A 20,537-nucleotide genomic window follows, 5' to 3' on the forward strand; every position below is an offset into this window, starting at 1 on the left:
ATGGATAAATAGGATATTTTTAAAAATGACTCAGCAAGCACAGACCATTCAAGGCTCAATCGTCGCAATCGTCACACCCATGTTGAAAGACGGCGGTGTAGATTGGAAGGGTCTTGAGAAGCTGGTTGAGTGGCACATAGAACAAGGTACAAACAGTATTGTAGCCGTCGGTACAACCGGCGAAGCCTCAACATTGAGCATGGAAGAGCACACACAGGTTATTAAAGAAATTATTCGTGTAGCCAATAAACGTATTCCAATTATTGCCGGTACTGGTGCAAACTCAACCCGTGAAGCAATCGAATTAACTAAAGCTGCTAAAGACCTCGGTGCTGATGCAGCTTTACTTGTAACACCATATTATAACAAGCCAACCCAAGAAGGCCTTTACCAACACTATAAAGCGATTGCTGAAGCTGTTGAATTACCGCTTATTCTCTATAACGTACCTGGTCGTACTGGCGTAGACCTTTCAAACGACACAGCTGTACGTTTAGCAGAGATCTCGAATATTGTCGGCATTAAAGATGCAACAGGTGACGTACCTCGTGGTAAAGCTTTAATTGAGGCGTTAAACGGCAAGATGGCTGTGTACTCAGGTGATGATGAGACAGCATGGGAACTTATGCTTCTTGGCGCTGACGGCAACATCTCGGTTACTGCAAATATTGCACCTAAAGCAATGAGTGAAGTATGTGCTGTTGCGATTGCCAAAGATGAACAACAAGCGAAGACGCTTAACAATAAGATTGCAAATTTACACAATATTCTATTTTGCGAATCAAACCCAATTCCTGTGAAATGGGCACTACATGAGATGGGACTGATTGATACTGGTATTCGCTTACCACTCACTCCTCTCGCTGAGCAATATCGCGAACCTCTCCGCAATGCCCTAAAAGATGCGGGAATTATTTAATAAGAGCAATTTATGATGCAATTACGTCTTGGTTTAGTCCTTGCAGTTTCAGCCTTAAGTTTAGCTGGTTGTGGTCGCTTCGCAATTAATAATCACTCTTTAGATTATAAAAATGCCAAGCAACTTGCCCCGCTTGAATATCCTGCCGATGCAACTGTACGACCAGCGACACCTTTGTATCCTGCACCAACTGTAGAACAGCGCGCTATCGATAACGCACCGAAGTTTGAAAATAAGCGTGGCAACCGCTATGCACTGCCACGCCCTGAACAAACGCAAGGTAATGCGACACTAGATGCCTCTGCTCAAACGACGACTGCGCTTGGACGTCCTCAGCTTGTGACTGACGGTAATAAAAATCCGTTGTTAAAAGTTGATGGAAATACAGCCGAGATCTGGCAATACACCAAAGCTACGTTAAGTACTTTAAATTTCAACATCATCGCTCAAGGCAGTAATCAAGCGACGATTAAAGTAAATGACAATACTTATGTGCTTAAACTTACTGGTGTAGGTTCTAGTCATACTCTTGCTCTATTTAATGTAGATAACACTTTTGCAAGCCCAGATGTGGCTGCTGAAGTGTTAAACCAGATTTACCAAAATTGGCCAGCCTAGTCGTTTACTAGGCATTTTTTTTAAAAAGGTTCCCTCATGTTAAAACAAACCTTGCTCTATACTGGTAAAGCAAAATCTGTATATGAAACAGACAATGCCGACCATCTGATTTTAGTCTTTCGTGATGATGCCTCTGCGTTCAACGGCGAAAAAATCGAACAACTAGATCGTAAAGGCAAGGTGAACAACCGTTTTAACGCCTTCATTATGGAAAAACTTGCTGCTGCGGGTATTGAAACGCATTTTGAAAAATTGCTTTCTCCAACTGAAGTGCTTGTTAAAAAACTTCAAATGATTCCAGTTGAATGTGTAATTCGTAACTACGCAGCTGGTTCTCTATGCCGTCGCTTAGGTGTAGAAGAAGGTAAAGAGTTAACTCCTCCTACATTTGAATTGTTCTATAAAGATGACGGTCTAGGCGACCCAATGGTTAACGAATCTCAAGCGATTGCTTTAGGTTGGGCGACTGCTGAACAGTTAGAACAAATGAAAGTTTTAACTTATAAGGTAAACGATGTATTAAAAGCATTATTTGCTGAAGGCAACATGATTTTGGTGGACTTCAAGCTTGAATTCGGTGTTTTCCATGACCGCATCGTGCTTGGTGATGAGTTCTCTCCAGACGGCTGCCGTTTATGGGATAAAGACTCTAAGAAGAAACTCGACAAAGACCGTTTCCGTCAAGGTTTAGGCGGTGTTGTTGAAGCTTATGAAGAAGTTGCTGCTCGTTTAGGCGTAGATTTATCTGATATCTAATCAGTAAAACTTCATAAAAAAACCGGGCTAAAGCCCGGTTTTTTTATATTCAGCGCTATGCGCCCCAAACAATGTAGACAGATTTGTCTATTTCAATAAATTAACACTTGCATAAGCTTAATTTAAAACACTAAAATCTAAAAAAACACAAAGCACTTCACAATAATTAAATTTAAAAACTCGGATGAACCTATGGAATTATCTAAGCTTGAAAAGAGATTAATGAATCATCCAATCCATTTTGGTGAAAATCCTTTGGTCTTATTAAACAACTTTAGCACTTCTGCCTTAAAACAAGGATGGAGCGAAGCTGAAGTAGAAACCGTCATTTCTGAAGCTTCTCAAGGTGACTATATGGCGCTCATCCGTACTTTAAGAGCTTATACTTTTCTTTAATCTTATTGTTGATGATCCAGCCATTGTGCATTCAATTTATAAAAAGACACATAAAGCTGTTATGAATAGACTAGATTTATCCTGAACACTGCCTTAACAATAAATAAAACAATAAATATAAGATATTTATTCAGTGAGGAGTAAACCTGATGGACCATGAAATAGAGGAAAAGAAAGTCGAGAAAACTTTAAGCTGGCGTGAAAAAATGGCAGTCGAAGAACATGAGAAACTGTCACCTCGTCTAGTTTATGAAATTATCCGCCGTGATGGTGCCGAAGAGCTTGATCGTCCAACAACTGCACTGATCTTTTCAGGGATTGCCGCGGGTTTAGTCATCAGTTTTTCATTTGTATTTAAAGCGATTATTGCTGCTTATCTCCCAACTGATGCAGTCTGGACCGATTTAATCACTAATGTGGGTTATACCATTGGGTTTCTAATCGCTATATTGAGTCACATGCAACTCTTTACTGAGAATACGATCACCACAGTTGTGCCTTTATTTAATCCCTTTACTTTCGATAAATTACGAGCAGTGGGCCGCTTATGGGGCATTGTGATTCTATGCAACATTATTGGAACAGCTTTGGCGAGTTTATTTTTCCTAACTACCCACCTGTTTACGCCAGATATTGACAAAACACTGGATGAACTCGCACATCATGTGGGTTCCTTTTCTGCAACCCAGAATCTGCTCAAAGGCATTATGTCAGGGCTGTTAATTGCTGCCTTGGTCTGGATGTTGCCTTCAGTCAGTAATAAGTTTCTGCTCATCTTTTTCATGACGTATCTGATAGGACTGGGTGACTTTACCCATGTAGTGGTTGGTTCTACAGAAATGTCCTATCTGGTCTGGCAAGGAGAAGCTTCTATTAGCAAGTATCTGTTTACTTTCCTCATCCCTACCACTATCGGCAATATTATTGGCGGTACAGGTGTGTTCACGCTACTGATTTATGGTCAGGTCACTAAAGAGCTGGAATAGCATAAAGCGGGAACTATTGTTCCTGCTGCCATCTGCGTTGCTGTAAACGCTCACCTTCAACCTCACGCTTATTCCTTGCAGACTCATAGAGTTTGGTTCCCTTCAACTCAGGCGGCAAATAGTCTTGCAGCACAAAGTGCTCAGGGTAATCATGAGGATAGAGATAATTAATACCATAGCCTTGCTGTTTCATCAGCTTGGTTGGCGCATTTCTCAAATGTAAAGGCACAGGTAAATTTGCTGTTTTTTCAGCAAGTTCTAGAGCCTTATTAATCGCTAAATAAGTACTATTACTTTTTGCACTTGTTGCTAGGTAAACTGCTGTTTGGCCTAGAATAATTCGAGCCTCAGGCATACCTACCGCTTGTACAGAGCGGAAACACTCACCTGCAAGCAATAGCGCATTTGGATTAGAGTTTCCGATGTCTTCTGAGGCTGCAATCAGCATACGTCTTGCAATAAAAACCGGATCTTCTCCGCCTTTAAGCATACGAGCCATCCAATATAGCGTTGCATCTGGATCACTGCCTCGAATTGATTTAATAAAGGCAGAAACAAGGTCGTAATGCTGCTCGCCCGATTTGTCATAACGCGCAATATTTTGTTGCGCGACTTTCACTACTACCGCATTGGTAATCGTGTTTTCAATTTCTGGTTCAAAGGTGCTTGCAATCAAGTCCAGTAAATTAAGCGCTTTACGTGCATCACCTGCTGCGAACTGAATGAGTGCATCATATTCTTCAATATGGATATAACGTTCTTTTAAGAATTTATCGCTTTGAAGTGCATTGTTGAGTAGTGTCTGAATTGCCTCACTGTCTAAACTATTTAAAGTATAGACCTGACAGCGTGATAAAAGTGCGCTATTCACTTCAAAAGACGGGTTTTCAGTGGTCGCACCAATTAAAGTAATTTTGCCTTTTTCAACTGCACCCAATAAAGCATCTTGCTGTGATTTATTAAAACGATGAATTTCGTCAATAAAAACCACAGGTGTCAGTAAATCACCACTTTCTGCAATCACTTCACGTAATTCTTTTACGCCCGTATTCAGCGCAGACAAGCTCACAAATGGACGGTCTATCGCCTGTGCCAAAAGTAAAGCAATCGTTGTTTTACCAACGCCTGGTGGGCCCCAAAAAATAATAGAAGGCAAATGTCCCTGATCAATCATTTGACGTAAGGGCGCATGTTCACCTAATAAATGATCTTGCCCAATAATTTCAGACAAGTCTCTTGGGCGCAGGCGTTCGGGAAGTGGAATATGGGTGTCTGACATCTCAAATAGCTTTATCGTCTTTTCACTATAGTCTATTGTGTCTCACAGAAATCTACAATTTGAATCTATGAGACACGTCCTTTATTTACAGGCTCTTGCTTAGCATTAAGAGGGTTTCTTACTCAGCTTGAGTAAACGCGCATTTGAGCCATCTTCAATCACCCAAATCGAACCATCTTGTGCTTCATGCAACCCACGAATACGTTTTTTCATATCCAATCTTTGCACTTCTTTCACGGGCTTATGCTCTAAATCCACCACAATAATCGCTTCGGAAGATAACCCGCCAATTAAGGCTTTATTTTGCCATGCAGGAAATTGTTGTCCGCGATAAATGATCATACTCGATGGAGAGATAACAGGAGTCCAGTCAATTTCTGGTGCTTTAAACTCTGGCCGAGTGTGATGATCTGGAATAGGTTGGCCCGAATAATGGTCTCCATTTGAAACGATTGGATAACCATAATTTTCACCTTTAGTAATAATATTAAGCTCATCACCACCTTTAGGCCCCATCTCAACCACCCACAGCTGTCCTTGGCGGTCAAAAGCCATACCTAACGGGTTACGGTGTCCCAGTGACCATATTTCAGCAGTGACCCCGCCTTGCTTATAAAAAGGGTTACCTACAGCCGCGGTGCCATCCTCATTTAAACGCAAGATTTTACCTAAGTTACTTTTCATGTTTTGGGCAGGATCAAACTTTTGTCGCTCACCTGAACTGACCCACAGCTTACCATCTGTACCAAAAAGCATGCGATGTCCATAATGGCCTTGTCCCGAGACTTTAGGTACTTGCTGCCAAATCTGCTTTATATCGGTGAGTTTTGGCTGATTAGGATGAGATAAATCTAGTTTCGCACGTGAAATCACTGCGCCAGATCCACCTTGCCCTTTTGTAGCGTAGCTGAGATAAACCCAATGATTCTTGGCAAAGTCAGGGTGTAAAATGACATCTCCTAAACCACCCTGTCCTCCATAGTTCACCGCTGGAACACCTTGCACATCCAATATTTGCTTATTTTTAGGGTTAAAAATTTTTAATTTACCTTGCCGTTCAGTCACTAATAAACGCTGATCAGGCAGACTGGTCACAGCCCAAGGCTCATTAAAATCTGAGACTGCTTCAACCTGATAAGTTTGTTTGATGGCAACAGACTGATCTGCTTTTGCAGTCGTATTTTGTTCAGGATTTTTTGAATTGGTATTATTAGACCCACAGGCCATTAACAAAAAAAAGCTACTACATAATAAGGGGGCTGCTAATCGTCTCATCATTTTTATCTCCTTTGTTTTTATTGTTATATTACGGAGATGAGCAAAAAAATTACGATAAAAGTGTTACTTTATTATACGCTGTAATCAAACATTCTCTTTTAAGACTAAATTAGCGCACCCATCGCACAATATAATCTTCAAGATCATCTTCATGGACATCAACTTCAGAAATACAACGTCCTGCAACTGACTTTTTCGCCTTAACCACGCTTTGTCTCGAACCCGTATTTAAATAATGCCAAGAAGGTAAATTCTTACCTTCATTCAAGCGCTTATAGGCACAGCTTGAAGGCAACCAGTGGATTGTTTTTAAAGACTCTACCGTTAATTGTAGGCAGTCAGGTACTTGCTGCTGACGATTCGGATAGTCCGTGCAACGCCCTGTACCACAATCAAGTAACTTACAGGCCACTTTGGTATAAGCCACCTCATGTGTATCTTCATCTTCTAGTTTTACCAGACAGCATAAACCACAGCCATCACATAAAGCTTCCCACTCAGCCTGAGTCAGTTGCTCTAACGGATAGTTTTTCCAAAAGAGTGGTCGAAGTGAGGTCTCGGTAGACATAATCTTTTAACAGCTGATGAGATAAAATGATGTATCAGTATAGCATTGAAGTGGTCTGTACTAAAAAAGAAGCTGTATTTATGACATCACAAAATGATTGTTTAATATACATTTCAACCACATAAACGACACATTCCGAGTAAAAAACACGCTATATAGTTAAATGACAATGAAAAATAAGGAGGACAGCATTATGTTCCGTTGGGCGATAATTTTTGCAGTAATTGCACTCATTGCCAGTCTATTAGGGTTTGGTGGTGTTGCAGGGCTATCTAAAGACTTTGCCGTGATTTTATTAGTTGTAGCTGTAATTCTAGCTGTAATTGGGTTCATTTCTCGAGGCCGAACTTAATTTAATCATGATCACATAAAAAGAAGGAACTGGTTTCCTTCTTTTTTATTGCTTATAGCTTTGTATCTTTTTCTTTTGATGTAGATTTTTACATAGTTATTTATTTTAGTTCTTAATTTTTATGCTTTAATCAAGCGTATTTAAATCGATTTAAATTTCAGGATTAATGTCATGAGTACTGCAATTAAAACCCGTGAAATTCAATATACTGCACCAGATGGTAGCCATTTAATTGGTTACTTTGCGGCTCCAGATAGCGAAACACCTGTTGCGGGTGTGATTGTTGCTCCTGAGTGGTGGGGACGTAACGAATATACAGAGCAACGCGCACGTGAACTTGCTGAACACGGCTATGCTGCGCTTGCAATTGATATGTATGGTGATAAAAAAGTTACAACGACCGCAGCTCAAGCCTATGAATGGATGATGCAGACATTTGAAGAGTTAGACACGGTGACTGATCGTGCCAATGCTGGGCTTCAAACTTTAGCTGCTCAGCCAGAAGTAAACAGTGAAAAAATTGCCGCTGTCGGTTACTGCTATGGTGGTAAAGTCGTATTAGATCTTGCGCGTTCAGGTGCTCCACTAAAAGCAACTGCAACTTTCCATGGCACATTAACGCCTAAAGCTCCTGCTCAAAAAGGCGACATTCAAGGTGAAGTTTTAGTTCTACATGGTGAATTAGACAGTATGGTCACCTTAGAAGATGTTGCTAATTTTGAAAAAGAGATGCAAGCTGCTGAGGTTAAACATGAAGTAGTGGTTTTAGAAGGTGCTAAACATGGCTTTAGTAACCCGCTTGCCGATGAAAGAGCTAAAGCGAACGGTGTGGACCTTGGCTACAATAGCGAAGCGGAAAAACAAGGCCTTGCTAAAATGTATGCTTTATTAGATCGTACGCTAAAATAAAAGAAGCAAATTTGGAGCAAATGATTTTTTTGCATTTGCTCCCTTAAATGTTTATGACTTTGCAATATTTTTACTGTATTTTTTAAACCATACTTCAATAACTATACTCCCGTTGAGCTAGAGCAAAGCCTAGTCTTATTTCCCGCACTCGGGGTTTAATGGAATAACATGAGAGGATACAACAATGACTGACAAGAAATGTCCGTATTGCGAATTTGATGAATATGACATCATTGATAAGAATGAATTTGCTGTAATTTTGCCTGATTCTAATCCGTTATCTAAAGGCCACTGTGTAGTAACACCACTGCGCCATGTTAGTTCTTTTTTTGACATTACGTCTAAAGAACATCAAGGCTTACTGACACTTCTTGAAATTGCCCGTCATGAGACACAGCTTCGCCATCAGCCAGATGGCTTTCATATTGGTTTTAATGATGGTGAAGTTTTTGGAAAAACTTCAGATCATTTCCACATTCATGTCATTCCTTACTAAAAAACCCAGCCGTTGAAACTTGATCAACGTTGGGGTGTACAAAAGGATTAATCCTTTTTACCCATAGAACAGGGACTAAATTTTTGATGTAGTCCCTGTTTTTATATGTCCATTTTCTTCATTTGCTTTAAACAAAATTTCACCCAAATTTCAGCTATAATTTAGCCCTTACTTCTCTTCTATAGCTGTTCATGCCTGAATTTTCTTTTTCTGATGCCCTCTTAAACTGGTTCGATCAACATGGTCGTCACGATTTGCCTTGGCAAGTTGCCGATGATCCGTACAAAGTTTGGGTTTCTGAAATTATGCTACAACAGACTCAGGTGAAAACGGTCTTGCAATATTTTGACCGCTTTATGGAGCGCTTTCCAACGGTAGACGCTTTAGGTCATGCAACTTGGGATGAAGTAGCACCTTATTGGGCAGGTCTTGGCTATTACGCTCGTGCACGCAATTTGCATAAAGCGGCTGGTCTTGTCACGCAGCAAGGTAAATTTCCTGAAACGCTAGAAGAATGGATTGCGTTACCTGGCATTGGTCGCTCTACCGCAGGCGCGCTCATGTCTTTAGGTTTACGTCAGTACGGTGTCATCATGGATGGCAACGTGAAACGCGTCTTAGCTCGTTTCTTTGCAATTGAAGATGATTTAAGCAAACCACAGCACGAGCGTGAAATGTGGAAACTGGCTGAAGAGCTTTGCCCTACACATCGCAATCATGACTACACTCAAGCGATTATGGATCTCGGCGCAACCATCTGTACGCCTAAAAAACCGCTATGTTTATATTGTCCAATGCAAGCTCATTGTCAGGCTTATCAGCAAGGGTTAGAACAAGAATTACCTTTTAAAAAACCGAAAAAAACACCGCCTGTTAAAACAGCAGATGTTCTTATTATTCAGTGCGAAGGTGAATGGTTCTGGCAGCAACGCCAAGCTCATGGTCTATGGGGCGGTTTATTCTGTTTACCTATTTTAGAAAATGAACATGAACGACTGAGCATAAGCCAACAATTCAAACTACAGCCTCAAGCACAAACTTTTCAGATCAGCCATAGCTTCACTCATTTCACATGGTTACTTAATGCTCATGTGTTCCACGTGGAACCTGATCAAAAAGAACATCTGGCGATTGAACTTGAAGGCCAATGGTTGAGTCCGGAACAAGCTATTGCCAAAGGTGTTCCAACCGCCATGAAAAAATTGATCTCGAAAAGCCGTTCATGACATAGTGAGCAAAATAATTTTGATATGGTTGTGACAGGGAGTATTTTGTGCGACGTTTTGTTTCTCATTTCTCACTTGGTTTTCTGATTATTCTATTGGCTGCTTGTGCCAGTGCACCTAAAAAACCTGCCCCACTTCCACCCGCTCAAGTCATCAAACTCAAAAGTATGCAGCTTCCAAGTCGACTACCTGTACCTGTAAAAGGTATTGACCGTGATGAATTAAAAGACACATGGGGAGCTGCTCGGAGTCAGGGCCGTAGTCACGAAGGAATTGATATTTTGGCTCCACGTGGAACCAAAGTGTACAGTGCAACCGAAGGACTCGTTGCAGATCTTCGCAATAACAACTTAGGTGGCAAAGTCATCTGGATTTTAGGTCCAGCCGGGACATGGCATTATTATGCTCATCTTGATGGTCACAAACGTGGCTTAAATGTGGGTGACTATGTCAAAAAGGGCGACCTCATTGGCTATGTCGGCAATACGGGCAATGCACGTTATACTTCACCTCATCTTCATTATGGTCTTTACTTAGATGGTAAAGGTCGTGGTGCTGTTAATCCTTATTCATATTTACGCTAGGAACATTTTATGTCGGAAGCGCTGATCAATCGCTTAGTAGAGTTTGCCGAGTCTGGCAACCAGCAAAAGATCGTTTTAAATGGCAATAGCTATCAAGGCTGGATCATGGAAATCAGCGATGATGCCCTACTGATCAGTACCGGTTTTTCAGACAAAGTTGGCAAAGACTTTTGGCTAAAGTTTGAAGACTTAACACAAGCAGAACTGTATTATTGGGATACTCGCCCGAATGAATGGGTGCTATTTAAACTTTAAAATTCTAAGATAAATATAAGGAGCATTATCATGGAAACTCAACGTTGCGGATGGTGTTCCGACGATCCACTCTATATTGCTTACCATGATGAAGAATGGGGTAAACCCGAACACGACGAAGCACGATTATTTGAAATGCTCTGTCTTGAAGGTCAGCAAGCCGGCCTATCATGGATTACCGTACTGAAAAAAAGAGAAAGCTACCGTCAACACTTTTTTAATCATCCGATTGCAGACATTGCTTCATTTACAGATGATTTTTTAGAACTAAAATTATCCGATGCTGGCTTAATTCGTCACTTTGGTAAACTCAAAGCCATTCGTGATAATGCTATTGCTTGGCAAGCGCTCAAAGTACAAGTTGGTGATGTTCCTACATGGCTTTGGCAGTTTGTAGATGCAGCTCCACAAAACAATGATGTTGTAGATTATCGTAAGGCCCCTGCTCAAACTGAACTCAGCGTAAAACTTTCCAAGAATCTTAAAAAGAATGGTTTCAAATTTGTTGGCCCAACCACCTGCTATGCTTTTATGCAGGCAGTAGGCATGGTCGATGATCATGAAAACGATTGTCAATTTAAAGCTTCATAACCCACCAGAACGGTTCAAAGCCGCTTAAGGAGTTTCCGATGAGCAATAATACGATTCAAGCTTATGCTGCAATGCAGGCAGGTGAAAAACTGGTTCCCTATCAATTTGACGCAGGTGAATTACAACCGCATCAGGTTGAGGTAAAAGTTGAATATTGTGGTTTATGTCATTCTGATATTTCTGTTTTAAATAATGAATGGCGTTCGACCGTGTACCCTGTGGTTGCAGGTCATGAAATTATTGGACGAATTGTTGCTTTGGGCTCAGAAGCCAAAGGTCTACAAATTGGACAGCGTGTCGGTATTGGTTGGACAGCTGAAAGTTGCCAAGCCTGTGATGAATGTATTGGTGGTCAGCAAGTACTGTGTACAGGTGGGAATGTTGCAACAATCGTGGGGCATGCTGGTGGCTTTGCTGATAAAGTCCGTGCAGGTTGGCAATGGACCATTCCCCTCCCTGAAAATTTAGATGCTGAAAGTGCAGGTCCTTTACTGTGTGGCGGAATTACCGTTTTTGATCCACTACTCAAACACAAAATTCAGGCAACGCATCATGTGGGTGTAATTGGCATTGGTGGTTTAGGCCATATAGCCATTAAGCTACTTAAAGCATGGGGCTGTGAAATCACTGCTTTTAGTTCTAACCCAGATAAAACGGAAGAACTCAAAGCAATGGGAGCGGACCATGTGGTAAATAGTCGCGATACAGAGGCAGTAAAAGCTCAAAAAGGTAAATTCGATCTATTGCTAAGTACCGTGAATGTGACTCTAAATTGGTCTGCTTTTATTGCAACACTGGCACCAAACGGAACCTTACATTTCTTAGGTCTTACGCTTGAGCCTGTTCCTGTTTCTGTTGGTTCTCTTATGGGTGGTGCCAAGTCAGTGACTGGTTCACCTACAGGCTCACCTGCTGCACTACGTCAGCTTTTAAAGTTTGCTGCACGCAAAAAAATTGCGCCTCAAATTGAGCTATTTCCAATGTCACAGCTCAATGAAGCAATTGAACGTCTACACTCGGGTCAGGCACGCTACCGCATTGTGCTTAAAGCAGACTTTGCAGAATAAGGCTAACTCACTGATTTAATTTGTTGTCGTGACCAGTCCGCCAAATCTTTAATGGCTTGGCGGACATCTCCTGTTAGCTCATGACCTGCATTTAAACGAATAAAATGCCGATAGCGCTCATCCTCCCCAAAAACATGCCCGGGAACTACGGTAATTCCATGAGATTTTGCAGTGTAATAGAGCGCCAAACTATCTACGGTTTTAGGTAACTGCATCCATAAGGCATAACCCCCATCTGGTTGACTCAGTGCAATTGGAATACCTTCAAAGGCATTTAAAATACAACTACGATACTCCTCGACTTGCCGCATCAAATTCGGTCTTAACTGCTCTAAATGCTCCCTGTAACCACGACTATAAATAAAATCAGCTAGGCCTAATTGTAGCGGTGTATTGACCCCTATATTACTGGCTACCAGCTCAAGCCTTAAATGTTGTAGCTTCGCACTTAAACAGAACCACCCTACGCGATACGCACTCGACAAAGATTTAGATACCGACCCACACCAAATTACATAGCCTTCACGGTCCCAATAGCGTATAGGTAATGGTCGCTCACCACTGTAGCCACACTCTCCATAAATATCATCTTCGATAATAAAGCACTGATACTTTGCTGCTAACTCGGCAATCTTTTGTTTTTCTGTATTACTTAAACAGTATCCCAATGGGTTCTGATAGTTGGCTGTCATTAAGCAAACTTTAGCTAAACCCTGCTTCATAAATGATTCTAAGCGCTCAAGATCGATACCACGATGATGCGCTGGAATTTCAATGATCTGTCGTTTTAAACTTGCTATAAGCTGTAGTTGTCCATTAAAAGTAGGCGTCGGAATTAAAATACTATCGCCTACTTCTGTTAGATGTTGAATCACCAAAGACAAAGCAGGCATGCAGCCATTGGTAATAAAAATATCTTCTACCGCGATAAAAATCCCATCTTCACGCCAATGATCAGATAATGCTTTTCTTAGTTGCTCATGCCCTTGTTTATTACAATAAAGAAAGTCTTGAGGCTGACAATTTTTTAAAGCTCGTTGAATAGAACGACGTAAACCTTCTACTGGAATAAAATGAGGCGTTAACTGAATAGAGCCTAATGGTACAAGATGGCTTTGTAAGGCAGCTTCCTGAATTTGATTATGCAATTCCAGATTTGAAACTTGTCGAGGTAAAGACAAGAAATCTGGACTTTCAGGAATGGGTCCGGATTGTGCACGAGCTACCACAAAATAACCTGACTTTGGCTTTACATAAATAAGCCCCCTCGCCTCAAGTAACTCATAACAACTTTTTGCTGTACTTAAACTAATGCTGTGCTGACGAGCAAAATCTCGTAAAGAAATAAGTTTCTGATGAGGTTTAAGCTCATCTTGATAAATACGATGTGCTAATTGATTGGCAAGAACCTGATATTGGAAAGTCATTCTGTGCTGCTTTTTTAAAAATTTCTGTATCTGTACTGGTTTATAGAACACCTTTAGGCTGTAGAAATCAACTCAGAAAGTAGCAAGGTCATGAAATTAAAAGCTATATTGTTATTTACTATTGTTTTAGCTGGTTGCCAACAACAACCAAAAGATGAGCAGTACAGACATACTGTTTGCCAAAGCCTCATAGAAGGTTATTTAAAAATGACAAATCAACAAGACTATAAAATGGAGCAACGCACTGATGAAAAGACCAGTACGATTTCTCATTATCAATATAAACGGAATAGCTCAAATGAAGTTGTAATGGTGAACTCGGTTTATTCAACTTTGTATTTTAGCTGCCGAGAACAGCAAAAAAGCTATTTTCTGTCTCAACATTCATCACAAGGACAAACGACCCCACTTTTAGAAGTTCATTTTCCAACTGACAGTTACACTACTTTTAGAGAGCGTTTTTAAAACCGTCTTTTAACTGTTCTGCCAAAAACTCAATAAATAAACGAATTCGTTTTGGTAGATGCTCTTGTTGATAATACACAGCATGGATGCTTTGGTATTGATGTTCAATTTGGTCTTCAAATAAAGCAATCAATCGCCCTTCTTCAATATCTTTCCAAATTTCAAATTCAGATAGTCGTGCAATACCATGTCCTCTAATCGTCAACTGACGTACCGTCTCGCCACTTGATGCTTTAATTTTTGATTGTGCAAAAAAATATTCATCACCAACTTTAATCGGCCAACTATTGATATATGCAGGCCTGGTAAAACCAATCAAATCATGTTGTTCAAGCTGTTCAGGTTGTGTCGGTGTACCCTTAATTGCTAAATACTCAGGGCTTGCAACGATAAATAAGCGACTTTTACATACTAATTTGGCATGAAGACTTGAATCATTAAGTTCTCCGAATCGGAATGCAACATCGGTTTTATGTTGCAGTAGATCAATCACCTGATCATTACTATTTAACTCAATTTCAATGTTTGGATAGCACTCACGAAACTTATGCATTAATGGCGCAATTACGTGTAAGACAAACGGCGTTGCCGAATCAATGCGAATGAGTCCCGCAGTCCCCTGATCAGATTTTTGTAGTTCTTCTTCAGCCGCATTTAGCTCATTTAAGATTTTACGGGCCTTTACCAGAAACTGTTGCCCTTCTTGAGTGAGTTTTAATTTACGTGTCGTTCGTTCTAACAAAGTCACATCTAACTTAGCTTCTAGGCGCGTTAAAGATCGACTGACTCCTGAAGGCGTTTGTTTTAAATGTTCTGCCGCCGCAACAAAAGAGCCCGTATCAACGATTGCGATAAACGCGACCAGCTCTTCAATTGTTGATTTCATGTCTTATTCCATTATTGACTAATGATCAAAGATATTTTGCTTATTCATCTATTTTTTCGCAACAATAAAAAAAGCAAAATGCACATCAAGTTAAATGATTATTCAAATTTAGGTAAACACATGAATATCCCACGTTTTGGTCTAGGAACTTTCCGTCTTAAAGAACAAGCAGTTATTGATTCTGTTAAAACTGCTTTAGACGTAGGTTACCGTGTCATTGATACTGCTCAAATTTATGATAATGAAGCAGCGATTGGTCAAGCGATTGCCGAAAGCGGTGTATCACGTCAGGACTTATTTTTAACCACAAAAATCTGGGTAGATAATTTTGCTCAAGATAAGTTTATTCCAAGCTTAAAAGAAAGCTTAGAAAAGCTTCGTACTGACCATGTTGACCTCACTTTGATCCATTGGCCAGCACCGGACTTAGGCGTTTCGATTCCTGAAGTTATGAAGCTTTTACTTGAAGCAAAACAACAGGGCTTAACTAAACAAATTGGTATTTCAAACTTCAATATTGAGCTTACTCAACAAGCAATTGACACAATTGGTGTAGAGCATATTGCAACAAACCAGATTGAGCTAAGCCCTTATCTTCAAAACCATAAGCTTGTAAATTTCTTACAAGAGAAGAATATTGATGTGACTTCATATATGACGCTTGCCTACGGCAAAGTGCTTCAAGACCCAGTTCTCGCTGAAATTGCAGCAGCGCATAAAGCAACAACAGCACAAATTGCACTAGCATGGGCATTGCAACGTGGTTTTGCAGTCATTCCATCTTCGACTAAACGTGAAAACCTGATTAGCAACTTAAAAGCACAGGATATCGAGTTAACTTCAGCTGAAATGCAAATGATTGCCGAACTTGATCGTAACAGTCGTGAAGTTAGCCCAGAGCCATGGGCACCAGTTTGGGACTAAACTCATGAACACTCAATCAAATACGGCGTTCTCGTTATTGGCATTGGCAATTGGTGCCTTTGCCATTGGCACCACGGAATTCTCTCCAATGGGATTGTTGCCGAATATCGCTAATGATTTAGGGATTTCAATTCCAACGGCAGGGATGTTAATTACGGGTTATGCACTTGGCGTCATGCTAGGTGCCCCATTCATGACCCTATGGTTTGGTGGTTTTGCACGACGTAATGCGCTTATTTTGCTGATGGCGATCTTTACGGTCGGTAACCTAATCGCAGCGTTTTCACCAAGTTATATGAGCTTATTAGGTGCACGTCTTATTACAAGCCTGAACCACGGTGCCTTTTTCGGGATTGGCTCTGTTGTAGCGGCAAGCATTGTGCCCGCACATAAACAGGCCAGTGCTGTAGCCACCATGTTTATGGGCTTAACCATTGCTAATATTGGTGGTGTACCTTTAGCAACATGGGTTGGGCAAAACATTGGCTGGCGTATGTCTTTCCTTGCGATTTCTTTGCTTGGTGTGATTACCATGCTCGCTTTATGGAAAGCGCTCCCACAAGGTATGGTTGCCCAAAAACCAAATGTGAAAGCTGAATTGAAGGTATTAACGCGTACTCCTGTGGTTCTTGCACTGCTCACCACCGTACTCGGTGCAGGTGCAATGTTTACGCTCTACACCTATATTGCGCCAAGTTTGACTGAGTTTACCCATGCTTCACCTACCTTCATTACGTTCATGTTGGTGCTGATTGGTGTCGGTTTCTCAATTGGTAACCATTTAGGCGGACGTTTTGCAGATTTGTCCATTAATAAAACTTTGATTGGTTTCTTGGTTCTGTTAATTGTGATGATGGTGACTTTCCCAATCCTTGCGCAAAGCCAGATTGGAGCAGCAATTGCATTAGTGATCTGGGGTGCAGCAACCTTTGCTTTAGTACCACCTTTGCAAATGCGTGTAATGTCAGTCGCTCATGAAGCACCGGGACTTGCCTCTTCAGTAAATATCGGTGCGTTTAACTTAGGTAATGCCGTAGGTGCAGCAGCAGGCGCGTTAGTACTCGATCTAGGTTGGGGTTATAGCGCAGTATCATTTGCTGGAGCATTACTGGCTGGCTTAGGTTTGCTATTGGTTTTATTTCAAATCAAACGCGAAAGTAACCCTGCACAAGCTTTACAGCAGTGTTCAGATTAATAAAAAAGCGCCTGATCTCAGGCGCTTTTTTTTAAACTATTTATTTTAAAATATCTGGTAATTTAGGGTGTTCATAAATCGGACTGGTCACTTCCCGCTTCATTTTCAGCAACATCTGGTAAGGTTGCTGTTGAACAAACATATTTACAAAGCTCAACGGAATTGCACCAGCAGGATCAGCATAACCACTGGTGGTTACTTTCACCTTATTATTTGCAAGTTTCTGGAATGTCCAATCCCCTTCATAGCGTGTTAAGCGCACTACATCAGGTTGTATCGGATAATTTCCACTAATTGCAGTATTTTTAATTGTCACAACGCCATTTGCAGCCTTGCTCATTTTTCCTTTTACAACCACATCGCGATCTTTCAAAGGAAACGGAAAATCCAACACCATGTATAGTGTGAACTCACCTTTTTTCTCATCTTGAGACAACATTTCAACTTTGCCCATATAAGGCACCCACTGGTCAGCACGATTTACATCTAAAATCACAGCGACAGCGCGTTCAAGTGGCACATCAAATGTCGTTTCAGCCTTATATTGAAAGACTGGATTATCAGTTTTTTGATAGGTCCAGACTTTAATATTATTGCGGTCTAAGCTGAGTTTAGCTTTTTCTGTAGAAGCAGCCCCCGTCCAGAGGCTGCTTAAGCAAAGAAGAGTGGTCAAGGCAATTTGTTTTTTATTCATGTTCTGCTCTATCTTGTTTTTCTCGCTACACATGGAATACGGACAGGGTTTTAAACCTGTACGTCGTTCAATCCTAAAACATCTTTCATGTCATATTTACGCGCTTCACGGCCTACAACCCATGCAGCAGCTCGCACTGCACCAGCAGCAAAGTTCATGCGGTTAGTTGCTTTATGAGTCACTTCAACGCGCTCACCTTCACCAATAAACATCACAGTGTGTTCGCCAACGATGTCACCACCACGAATGGTTTCAAAGCCAATCGTTTGACGGTCACGTGGGCCTGTATGCCCTTCACGGCCATACACAGCAACTTCTTTTAAGTTACGACCTAAAGTATCTGCAATTGCTTCGCCCATCATTAATGCTGTACCTGACGGCGCATCTACTTTATGACGGTGGTGAGCTTCAATCACTTCAATATCTACTGTATCGCCAAATACTTTTGCTGCAAGCTCAAGTAACTTGATTGATACATTTACGCCCACTGAATAGTTCGCAGCGTAAACCACTGGGGTATGCGTAGCAACTTCGTCTAACTCAGCTTTTTGCTCATCTGACATACCTGTTGTACCAATAACCATGGCAACCCCAGCTTCACGGCAAAGCTTTAAATGCTGAGCCGTTGCAACTGGTGCAGTAAAATCAATGATTACATCGCAGTCTTTAAGAACTTCTGCCAAGTTTCCTGAAACCTTCACACCCACTGAACCAATACCAGCAAGCTCACCTGCATCAGTGCCCACCAAACTACTTTCCGGACGCTCTACCGCAGCAGCTAATTGATAGCCTGCCTGTTGAACTGCTTGAATAAGCGTACGGCCCATACGACCGCCTGCACCTAAAATACCAATGCGTGGAGCTGCTGACATAATCTTCCCAATCTTCGGTTTTACGTAATTTACCTACTATATCAAAACTCTTTGCTCATCTTAAAAAGTAAAAATTATTTTTTGAGTTGGGACGAAATTTAATCTGTTTTCACAAAAGTTAAAGAATTGATCGGCAGACTACGGAGCCACGAATGAGAAAAAGATGACTATAAGGAGTTCAGCATGCATTCGAGAATTATTGGCTTTACAGTAATGATGGGGATTATGAGTTCAGTGGCATTTGCAGAGCCTGCAATCCAGCCAGAAGACACATTAGAAAGTTTATCTAAAGCGCGTATTACAACAAACGTAAATACTCAAACAGCAACGCCTACAGCTCAAACAAGCGATGCCAATGCTGAGGTTAAAGTTGAAGATATTGACCCAATTATTGGTGAAACAATAGCAGAAGCACCTAAAGCAGCTGTACAGGCAGAAGCAGTAGCCGCACCAGTGATCGAAAATGCTCCTACTCTTGCTTCTGGCGAACCGACTGTAAGTGTTGATGACATTGATGTTGCTCACCCTACAGAGTAAACAGACGTAATTTTCTTTTAAGCAGAATAAAAATAATAAAATGAATCAGCGCAATAAAAAGGCGGATATTTTATCAATATCCGCCTTCTTTTTAATTTCTTATATAATCAAGTATTAATCGAACAAACGATCAAAGAATGATTTTTTCTTCGGTGAAGAAGCACTGTCTTCGCCATCAAAAGAAGCTTGCAACTCTTTAAGTAATTCACGTTGACGAGAATTTAAGTTGACTGGTGTTTCTACCACAATACGGCAGAGTAAATCACCGACCATGCTACTACGTACTGGACGAACGCCTTTGCCACGTAAACGGAATAATTTACCTGTTTGAGTTCCCTCAGGAATTTTCAGGCTAACACGGCCTTCCAAAGTTGGAATTTCAATTTCTTTACCAAGTGCAGCATCAGCAATGCTCACTGGTACGTCCATATAAAGATCTGCGCCATCACGTTGGAAAATTTCGTGTTCACGAACGACGACTTCAACGTACAAGTCACCTGATTGGCCATCACGAATAGCTTCGCCTTTACCACTCAAACGAACGCGATCACCATTATCTACACCCGCTGGAATGGTAACTTCCAACGTTTGTTGACGGTCAGCCACACCTGAACCATGACATGCCTGACAAGGGTTTTTAATAATTTTACCTTGACCACGACACGTACCACATGTTTGTTGTACAGAGAAGAAACCTTGCTGCATACGAACTTGTCCTGAACCATGACAAGTTTTACAGGTTTCAACATCTTTTGGATTTTTAGAACCTTTACCATCACACACATCACATGGTGCTGGAGCAGTAAAGGTAATGGTTTTTTTAACCCCTTTTACAGCTTCTTCAAGGGTAAGTTCCATTACATAGCGTAAATCTGATCCGCGACGTTGACGCTGTTGACGTCCACCACCACCGAATGCGCCACCGAAGATATCACCGAACTGGCTAAAAATATCTTCTGCACTAAATCCGCCGAAGCCACCACCGCCCCCGCCAAAGCCACCTTCGAACGCGTTATGTCCCATGCGATCGTACATGCTACGCTTTTCGCTGTCCGATAAAACTTCATAAGCTTCAGCAGCTTCCTTAAATTTCTCTTCAGCTTCGGCATTGTCAGGGTTTCTATCAGGATGATATTTCATCGCCAATTTACGGTAGGCTTTTTTGATCTCATCATCACTTGCGGTTTTTGAAACGCCTAAAACCTCATAATAATCACGTTTAGCCATTTTTGGCGGTGCTCCTCACGGAATTTTATC

The 20,537-nt window shown here is 41.2% G+C and carries 25 protein-coding genes; 17 read left to right on the top strand and 8 right to left on the bottom strand.

What is annotated here, in order from left to right; translation table 11 throughout:
• The first annotated feature begins 25 nt into the window (after positions 1 to 25).
• From dapA to J690_RS12925, 5 genes are all read left to right on the top strand, one after another.
• Positions 26 to 919: a 4-hydroxy-tetrahydrodipicolinate synthase gene (dapA, locus tag J690_RS12905; protein WP_005804343.1), complete on the top strand. Its 894-nt coding sequence runs from the start codon at positions 26 to 28 to the stop codon at positions 917 to 919.
• A 15-nt stretch (positions 920 to 934) separates the two neighbouring features.
• A complete protein-coding gene (locus J690_RS12910; protein WP_002119179.1) occupies positions 935 to 1,537 on the top strand; it encodes a hypothetical protein in 603 nt (200 codons plus the stop codon).
• Between the two features lie 36 nt (positions 1,538 to 1,573).
• Positions 1,574 to 2,293, top strand: a complete 720-nt coding sequence (gene purC / locus J690_RS12915) for a phosphoribosylaminoimidazolesuccinocarboxamide synthase (RefSeq protein ID WP_002119240.1) — start codon at positions 1,574 to 1,576, stop codon at positions 2,291 to 2,293.
• 192 nt (positions 2,294 to 2,485) lie between these two features.
• Positions 2,486 to 2,689: a hypothetical protein gene (locus J690_RS12920; protein ID WP_032036259.1), complete on the top strand. Its 204-nt coding sequence runs from the start codon at positions 2,486 to 2,488 to the stop codon at positions 2,687 to 2,689.
• A gap of 149 nt (positions 2,690 to 2,838) precedes the next feature.
• Positions 2,839 to 3,675 carry a formate/nitrite transporter family protein gene (locus tag J690_RS12925; RefSeq protein ID WP_032036261.1) on the top strand — a complete coding sequence of 279 codons (837 nt, stop codon included), beginning with the start codon at positions 2,839 to 2,841 and terminating at the stop codon, positions 3,673 to 3,675.
• 13 nt (positions 3,676 to 3,688) lie between these two features.
• Here J690_RS12925 and J690_RS12930 read toward each other — a convergent pair whose 3' ends face one another.
• The 3 genes from J690_RS12930 to J690_RS12940 all read right to left on the bottom strand — a co-directional run bounded on the left by J690_RS12930 (position 3,689) and on the right by J690_RS12940 (position 6,800).
• The gene (locus tag J690_RS12930) at positions 3,689 to 4,954 is read right to left on the bottom strand and encodes a replication-associated recombination protein A (protein WP_017481876.1); all 1,266 of its coding nucleotides are present in this window, start codon (positions 4,952 to 4,954) and stop codon (positions 3,689 to 3,691) included.
• 105 nt (positions 4,955 to 5,059) lie between these two features.
• A complete protein-coding gene (locus tag J690_RS12935; protein ID WP_032036262.1) occupies positions 5,060 to 6,232 on the bottom strand; it encodes a PQQ-dependent sugar dehydrogenase in 1,173 nt (390 codons plus the stop codon).
• 109 nt (positions 6,233 to 6,341) lie between these two features.
• A complete protein-coding gene (locus J690_RS12940) occupies positions 6,342 to 6,800 on the bottom strand; it encodes a YcgN family cysteine cluster protein (RefSeq protein ID WP_002119281.1) in 459 nt (152 codons plus the stop codon).
• Between the two features lie 193 nt (positions 6,801 to 6,993).
• Here J690_RS12940 and J690_RS12945 point away from each other — a divergent pair, with 193 nt between their 5' ends.
• From J690_RS12945 to ahr, 8 genes are all read left to right on the top strand, one after another.
• The gene (locus J690_RS12945) at positions 6,994 to 7,152 is read left to right on the top strand and encodes a DUF1328 domain-containing protein (protein WP_002053759.1); all 159 of its coding nucleotides are present in this window, start codon (positions 6,994 to 6,996) and stop codon (positions 7,150 to 7,152) included.
• A gap of 171 nt (positions 7,153 to 7,323) precedes the next feature.
• On the top strand, positions 7,324 to 8,061 hold the full coding sequence (locus J690_RS12950; protein ID WP_002119163.1) for a dienelactone hydrolase family protein: 738 nt from the start codon (positions 7,324 to 7,326) through the stop codon (positions 8,059 to 8,061).
• Positions 8,062 to 8,245: 184 nt separating this feature from the next.
• Positions 8,246 to 8,557: an HIT family protein gene (locus tag J690_RS12955; RefSeq protein WP_032036264.1), complete on the top strand. Its 312-nt coding sequence runs from the start codon at positions 8,246 to 8,248 to the stop codon at positions 8,555 to 8,557.
• A 191-nt stretch (positions 8,558 to 8,748) separates the two neighbouring features.
• The gene (gene mutY, locus J690_RS12960; protein ID WP_032036265.1) at positions 8,749 to 9,783 is read left to right on the top strand and encodes an A/G-specific adenine glycosylase; all 1,035 of its coding nucleotides are present in this window, start codon (positions 8,749 to 8,751) and stop codon (positions 9,781 to 9,783) included.
• 47 nt (positions 9,784 to 9,830) lie between these two features.
• Positions 9,831 to 10,367: a M23 family metallopeptidase gene (locus J690_RS12965; RefSeq protein ID WP_002119177.1), complete on the top strand. Its 537-nt coding sequence runs from the start codon at positions 9,831 to 9,833 to the stop codon at positions 10,365 to 10,367.
• 9 nt (positions 10,368 to 10,376) lie between these two features.
• Complete coding sequence (locus J690_RS12970; RefSeq protein WP_005066589.1) at positions 10,377 to 10,622, top strand: hypothetical protein; 246 nt, start codon at positions 10,377 to 10,379, stop codon at positions 10,620 to 10,622.
• Between the two features lie 30 nt (positions 10,623 to 10,652).
• Positions 10,653 to 11,213: a DNA-3-methyladenine glycosylase I gene (locus J690_RS12975; RefSeq protein WP_032036267.1), complete on the top strand. Its 561-nt coding sequence runs from the start codon at positions 10,653 to 10,655 to the stop codon at positions 11,211 to 11,213.
• Between the two features lie 38 nt (positions 11,214 to 11,251).
• Entirely contained in the window at positions 11,252 to 12,280 is a 1,029-nt protein-coding gene (ahr, locus tag J690_RS12980) for an NADPH-dependent aldehyde reductase Ahr (protein WP_032036269.1), read from the top strand.
• A 2-nt stretch (positions 12,281 to 12,282) separates the two neighbouring features.
• On the opposite strand, the gene J690_RS12985 is transcribed toward ahr, so the two are convergent.
• Positions 12,283 to 13,707, bottom strand: a complete 1,425-nt coding sequence (locus J690_RS12985) for an aminotransferase-like domain-containing protein (RefSeq protein ID WP_032036271.1) — start codon at positions 13,705 to 13,707, stop codon at positions 12,283 to 12,285.
• A 90-nt stretch (positions 13,708 to 13,797) separates the two neighbouring features.
• Here J690_RS12985 and J690_RS12990 point away from each other — a divergent pair, with 90 nt between their 5' ends.
• Entirely contained in the window at positions 13,798 to 14,172 is a 375-nt protein-coding gene (locus J690_RS12990; protein WP_032036274.1) for a hypothetical protein, read from the top strand.
• On the opposite strand, the gene J690_RS12995 is transcribed toward J690_RS12990, so the two are convergent.
• On the bottom strand, positions 14,156 to 15,058 hold the full coding sequence (locus tag J690_RS12995) for a LysR family transcriptional regulator (RefSeq protein ID WP_017386200.1): 903 nt from the start codon (positions 15,056 to 15,058) through the stop codon (positions 14,156 to 14,158). The genes J690_RS12990 and J690_RS12995 overlap by 17 nt on opposite strands.
• Positions 15,059 to 15,178: 120 nt before the next feature.
• On the opposite strand from J690_RS12995, the gene dkgB reads away from it, so the two are divergent.
• Positions 15,179 to 15,982, top strand: a complete 804-nt coding sequence (gene dkgB / locus J690_RS13000) for a 2,5-didehydrogluconate reductase DkgB (protein ID WP_032036277.1) — start codon at positions 15,179 to 15,181, stop codon at positions 15,980 to 15,982.
• 4 nt (positions 15,983 to 15,986) lie between these two features.
• Positions 15,987 to 17,177: an MFS transporter gene (locus J690_RS13005; RefSeq protein ID WP_032036280.1), complete on the top strand. Its 1,191-nt coding sequence runs from the start codon at positions 15,987 to 15,989 to the stop codon at positions 17,175 to 17,177.
• Positions 17,178 to 17,217: 40 nt separating this feature from the next.
• Here the strand turns inward: J690_RS13005 and J690_RS13010 are convergent, their stop codons facing one another.
• Entirely contained in the window at positions 17,218 to 17,871 is a 654-nt protein-coding gene (locus tag J690_RS13010) for an START domain-containing protein (protein ID WP_002119284.1), read from the bottom strand.
• A 50-nt stretch (positions 17,872 to 17,921) separates the two neighbouring features.
• Entirely contained in the window at positions 17,922 to 18,743 is an 822-nt protein-coding gene (dapB, locus tag J690_RS13015; protein WP_002119175.1) for a 4-hydroxy-tetrahydrodipicolinate reductase, read from the bottom strand.
• A 183-nt stretch (positions 18,744 to 18,926) separates the two neighbouring features.
• On the opposite strand from dapB, the gene J690_RS13020 reads away from it, so the two are divergent.
• A complete protein-coding gene (locus J690_RS13020; RefSeq protein ID WP_014208005.1) occupies positions 18,927 to 19,280 on the top strand; it encodes a hypothetical protein in 354 nt (117 codons plus the stop codon).
• A 114-nt stretch (positions 19,281 to 19,394) separates the two neighbouring features.
• Here the strand turns inward: J690_RS13020 and dnaJ are convergent, their stop codons facing one another.
• Positions 19,395 to 20,507, bottom strand: a complete 1,113-nt coding sequence (gene dnaJ / locus J690_RS13025) for a molecular chaperone DnaJ (RefSeq protein ID WP_002119101.1) — start codon at positions 20,505 to 20,507, stop codon at positions 19,395 to 19,397.
• Between the last annotated feature and the right edge of the window lie 30 nt (positions 20,508 to 20,537).

The sequence above is a fragment of the Acinetobacter sp. 742879 genome (assembly GCF_000588535.1).
Lineage (GTDB): Bacteria > Pseudomonadota > Gammaproteobacteria > Pseudomonadales > Moraxellaceae > Acinetobacter > Acinetobacter pittii.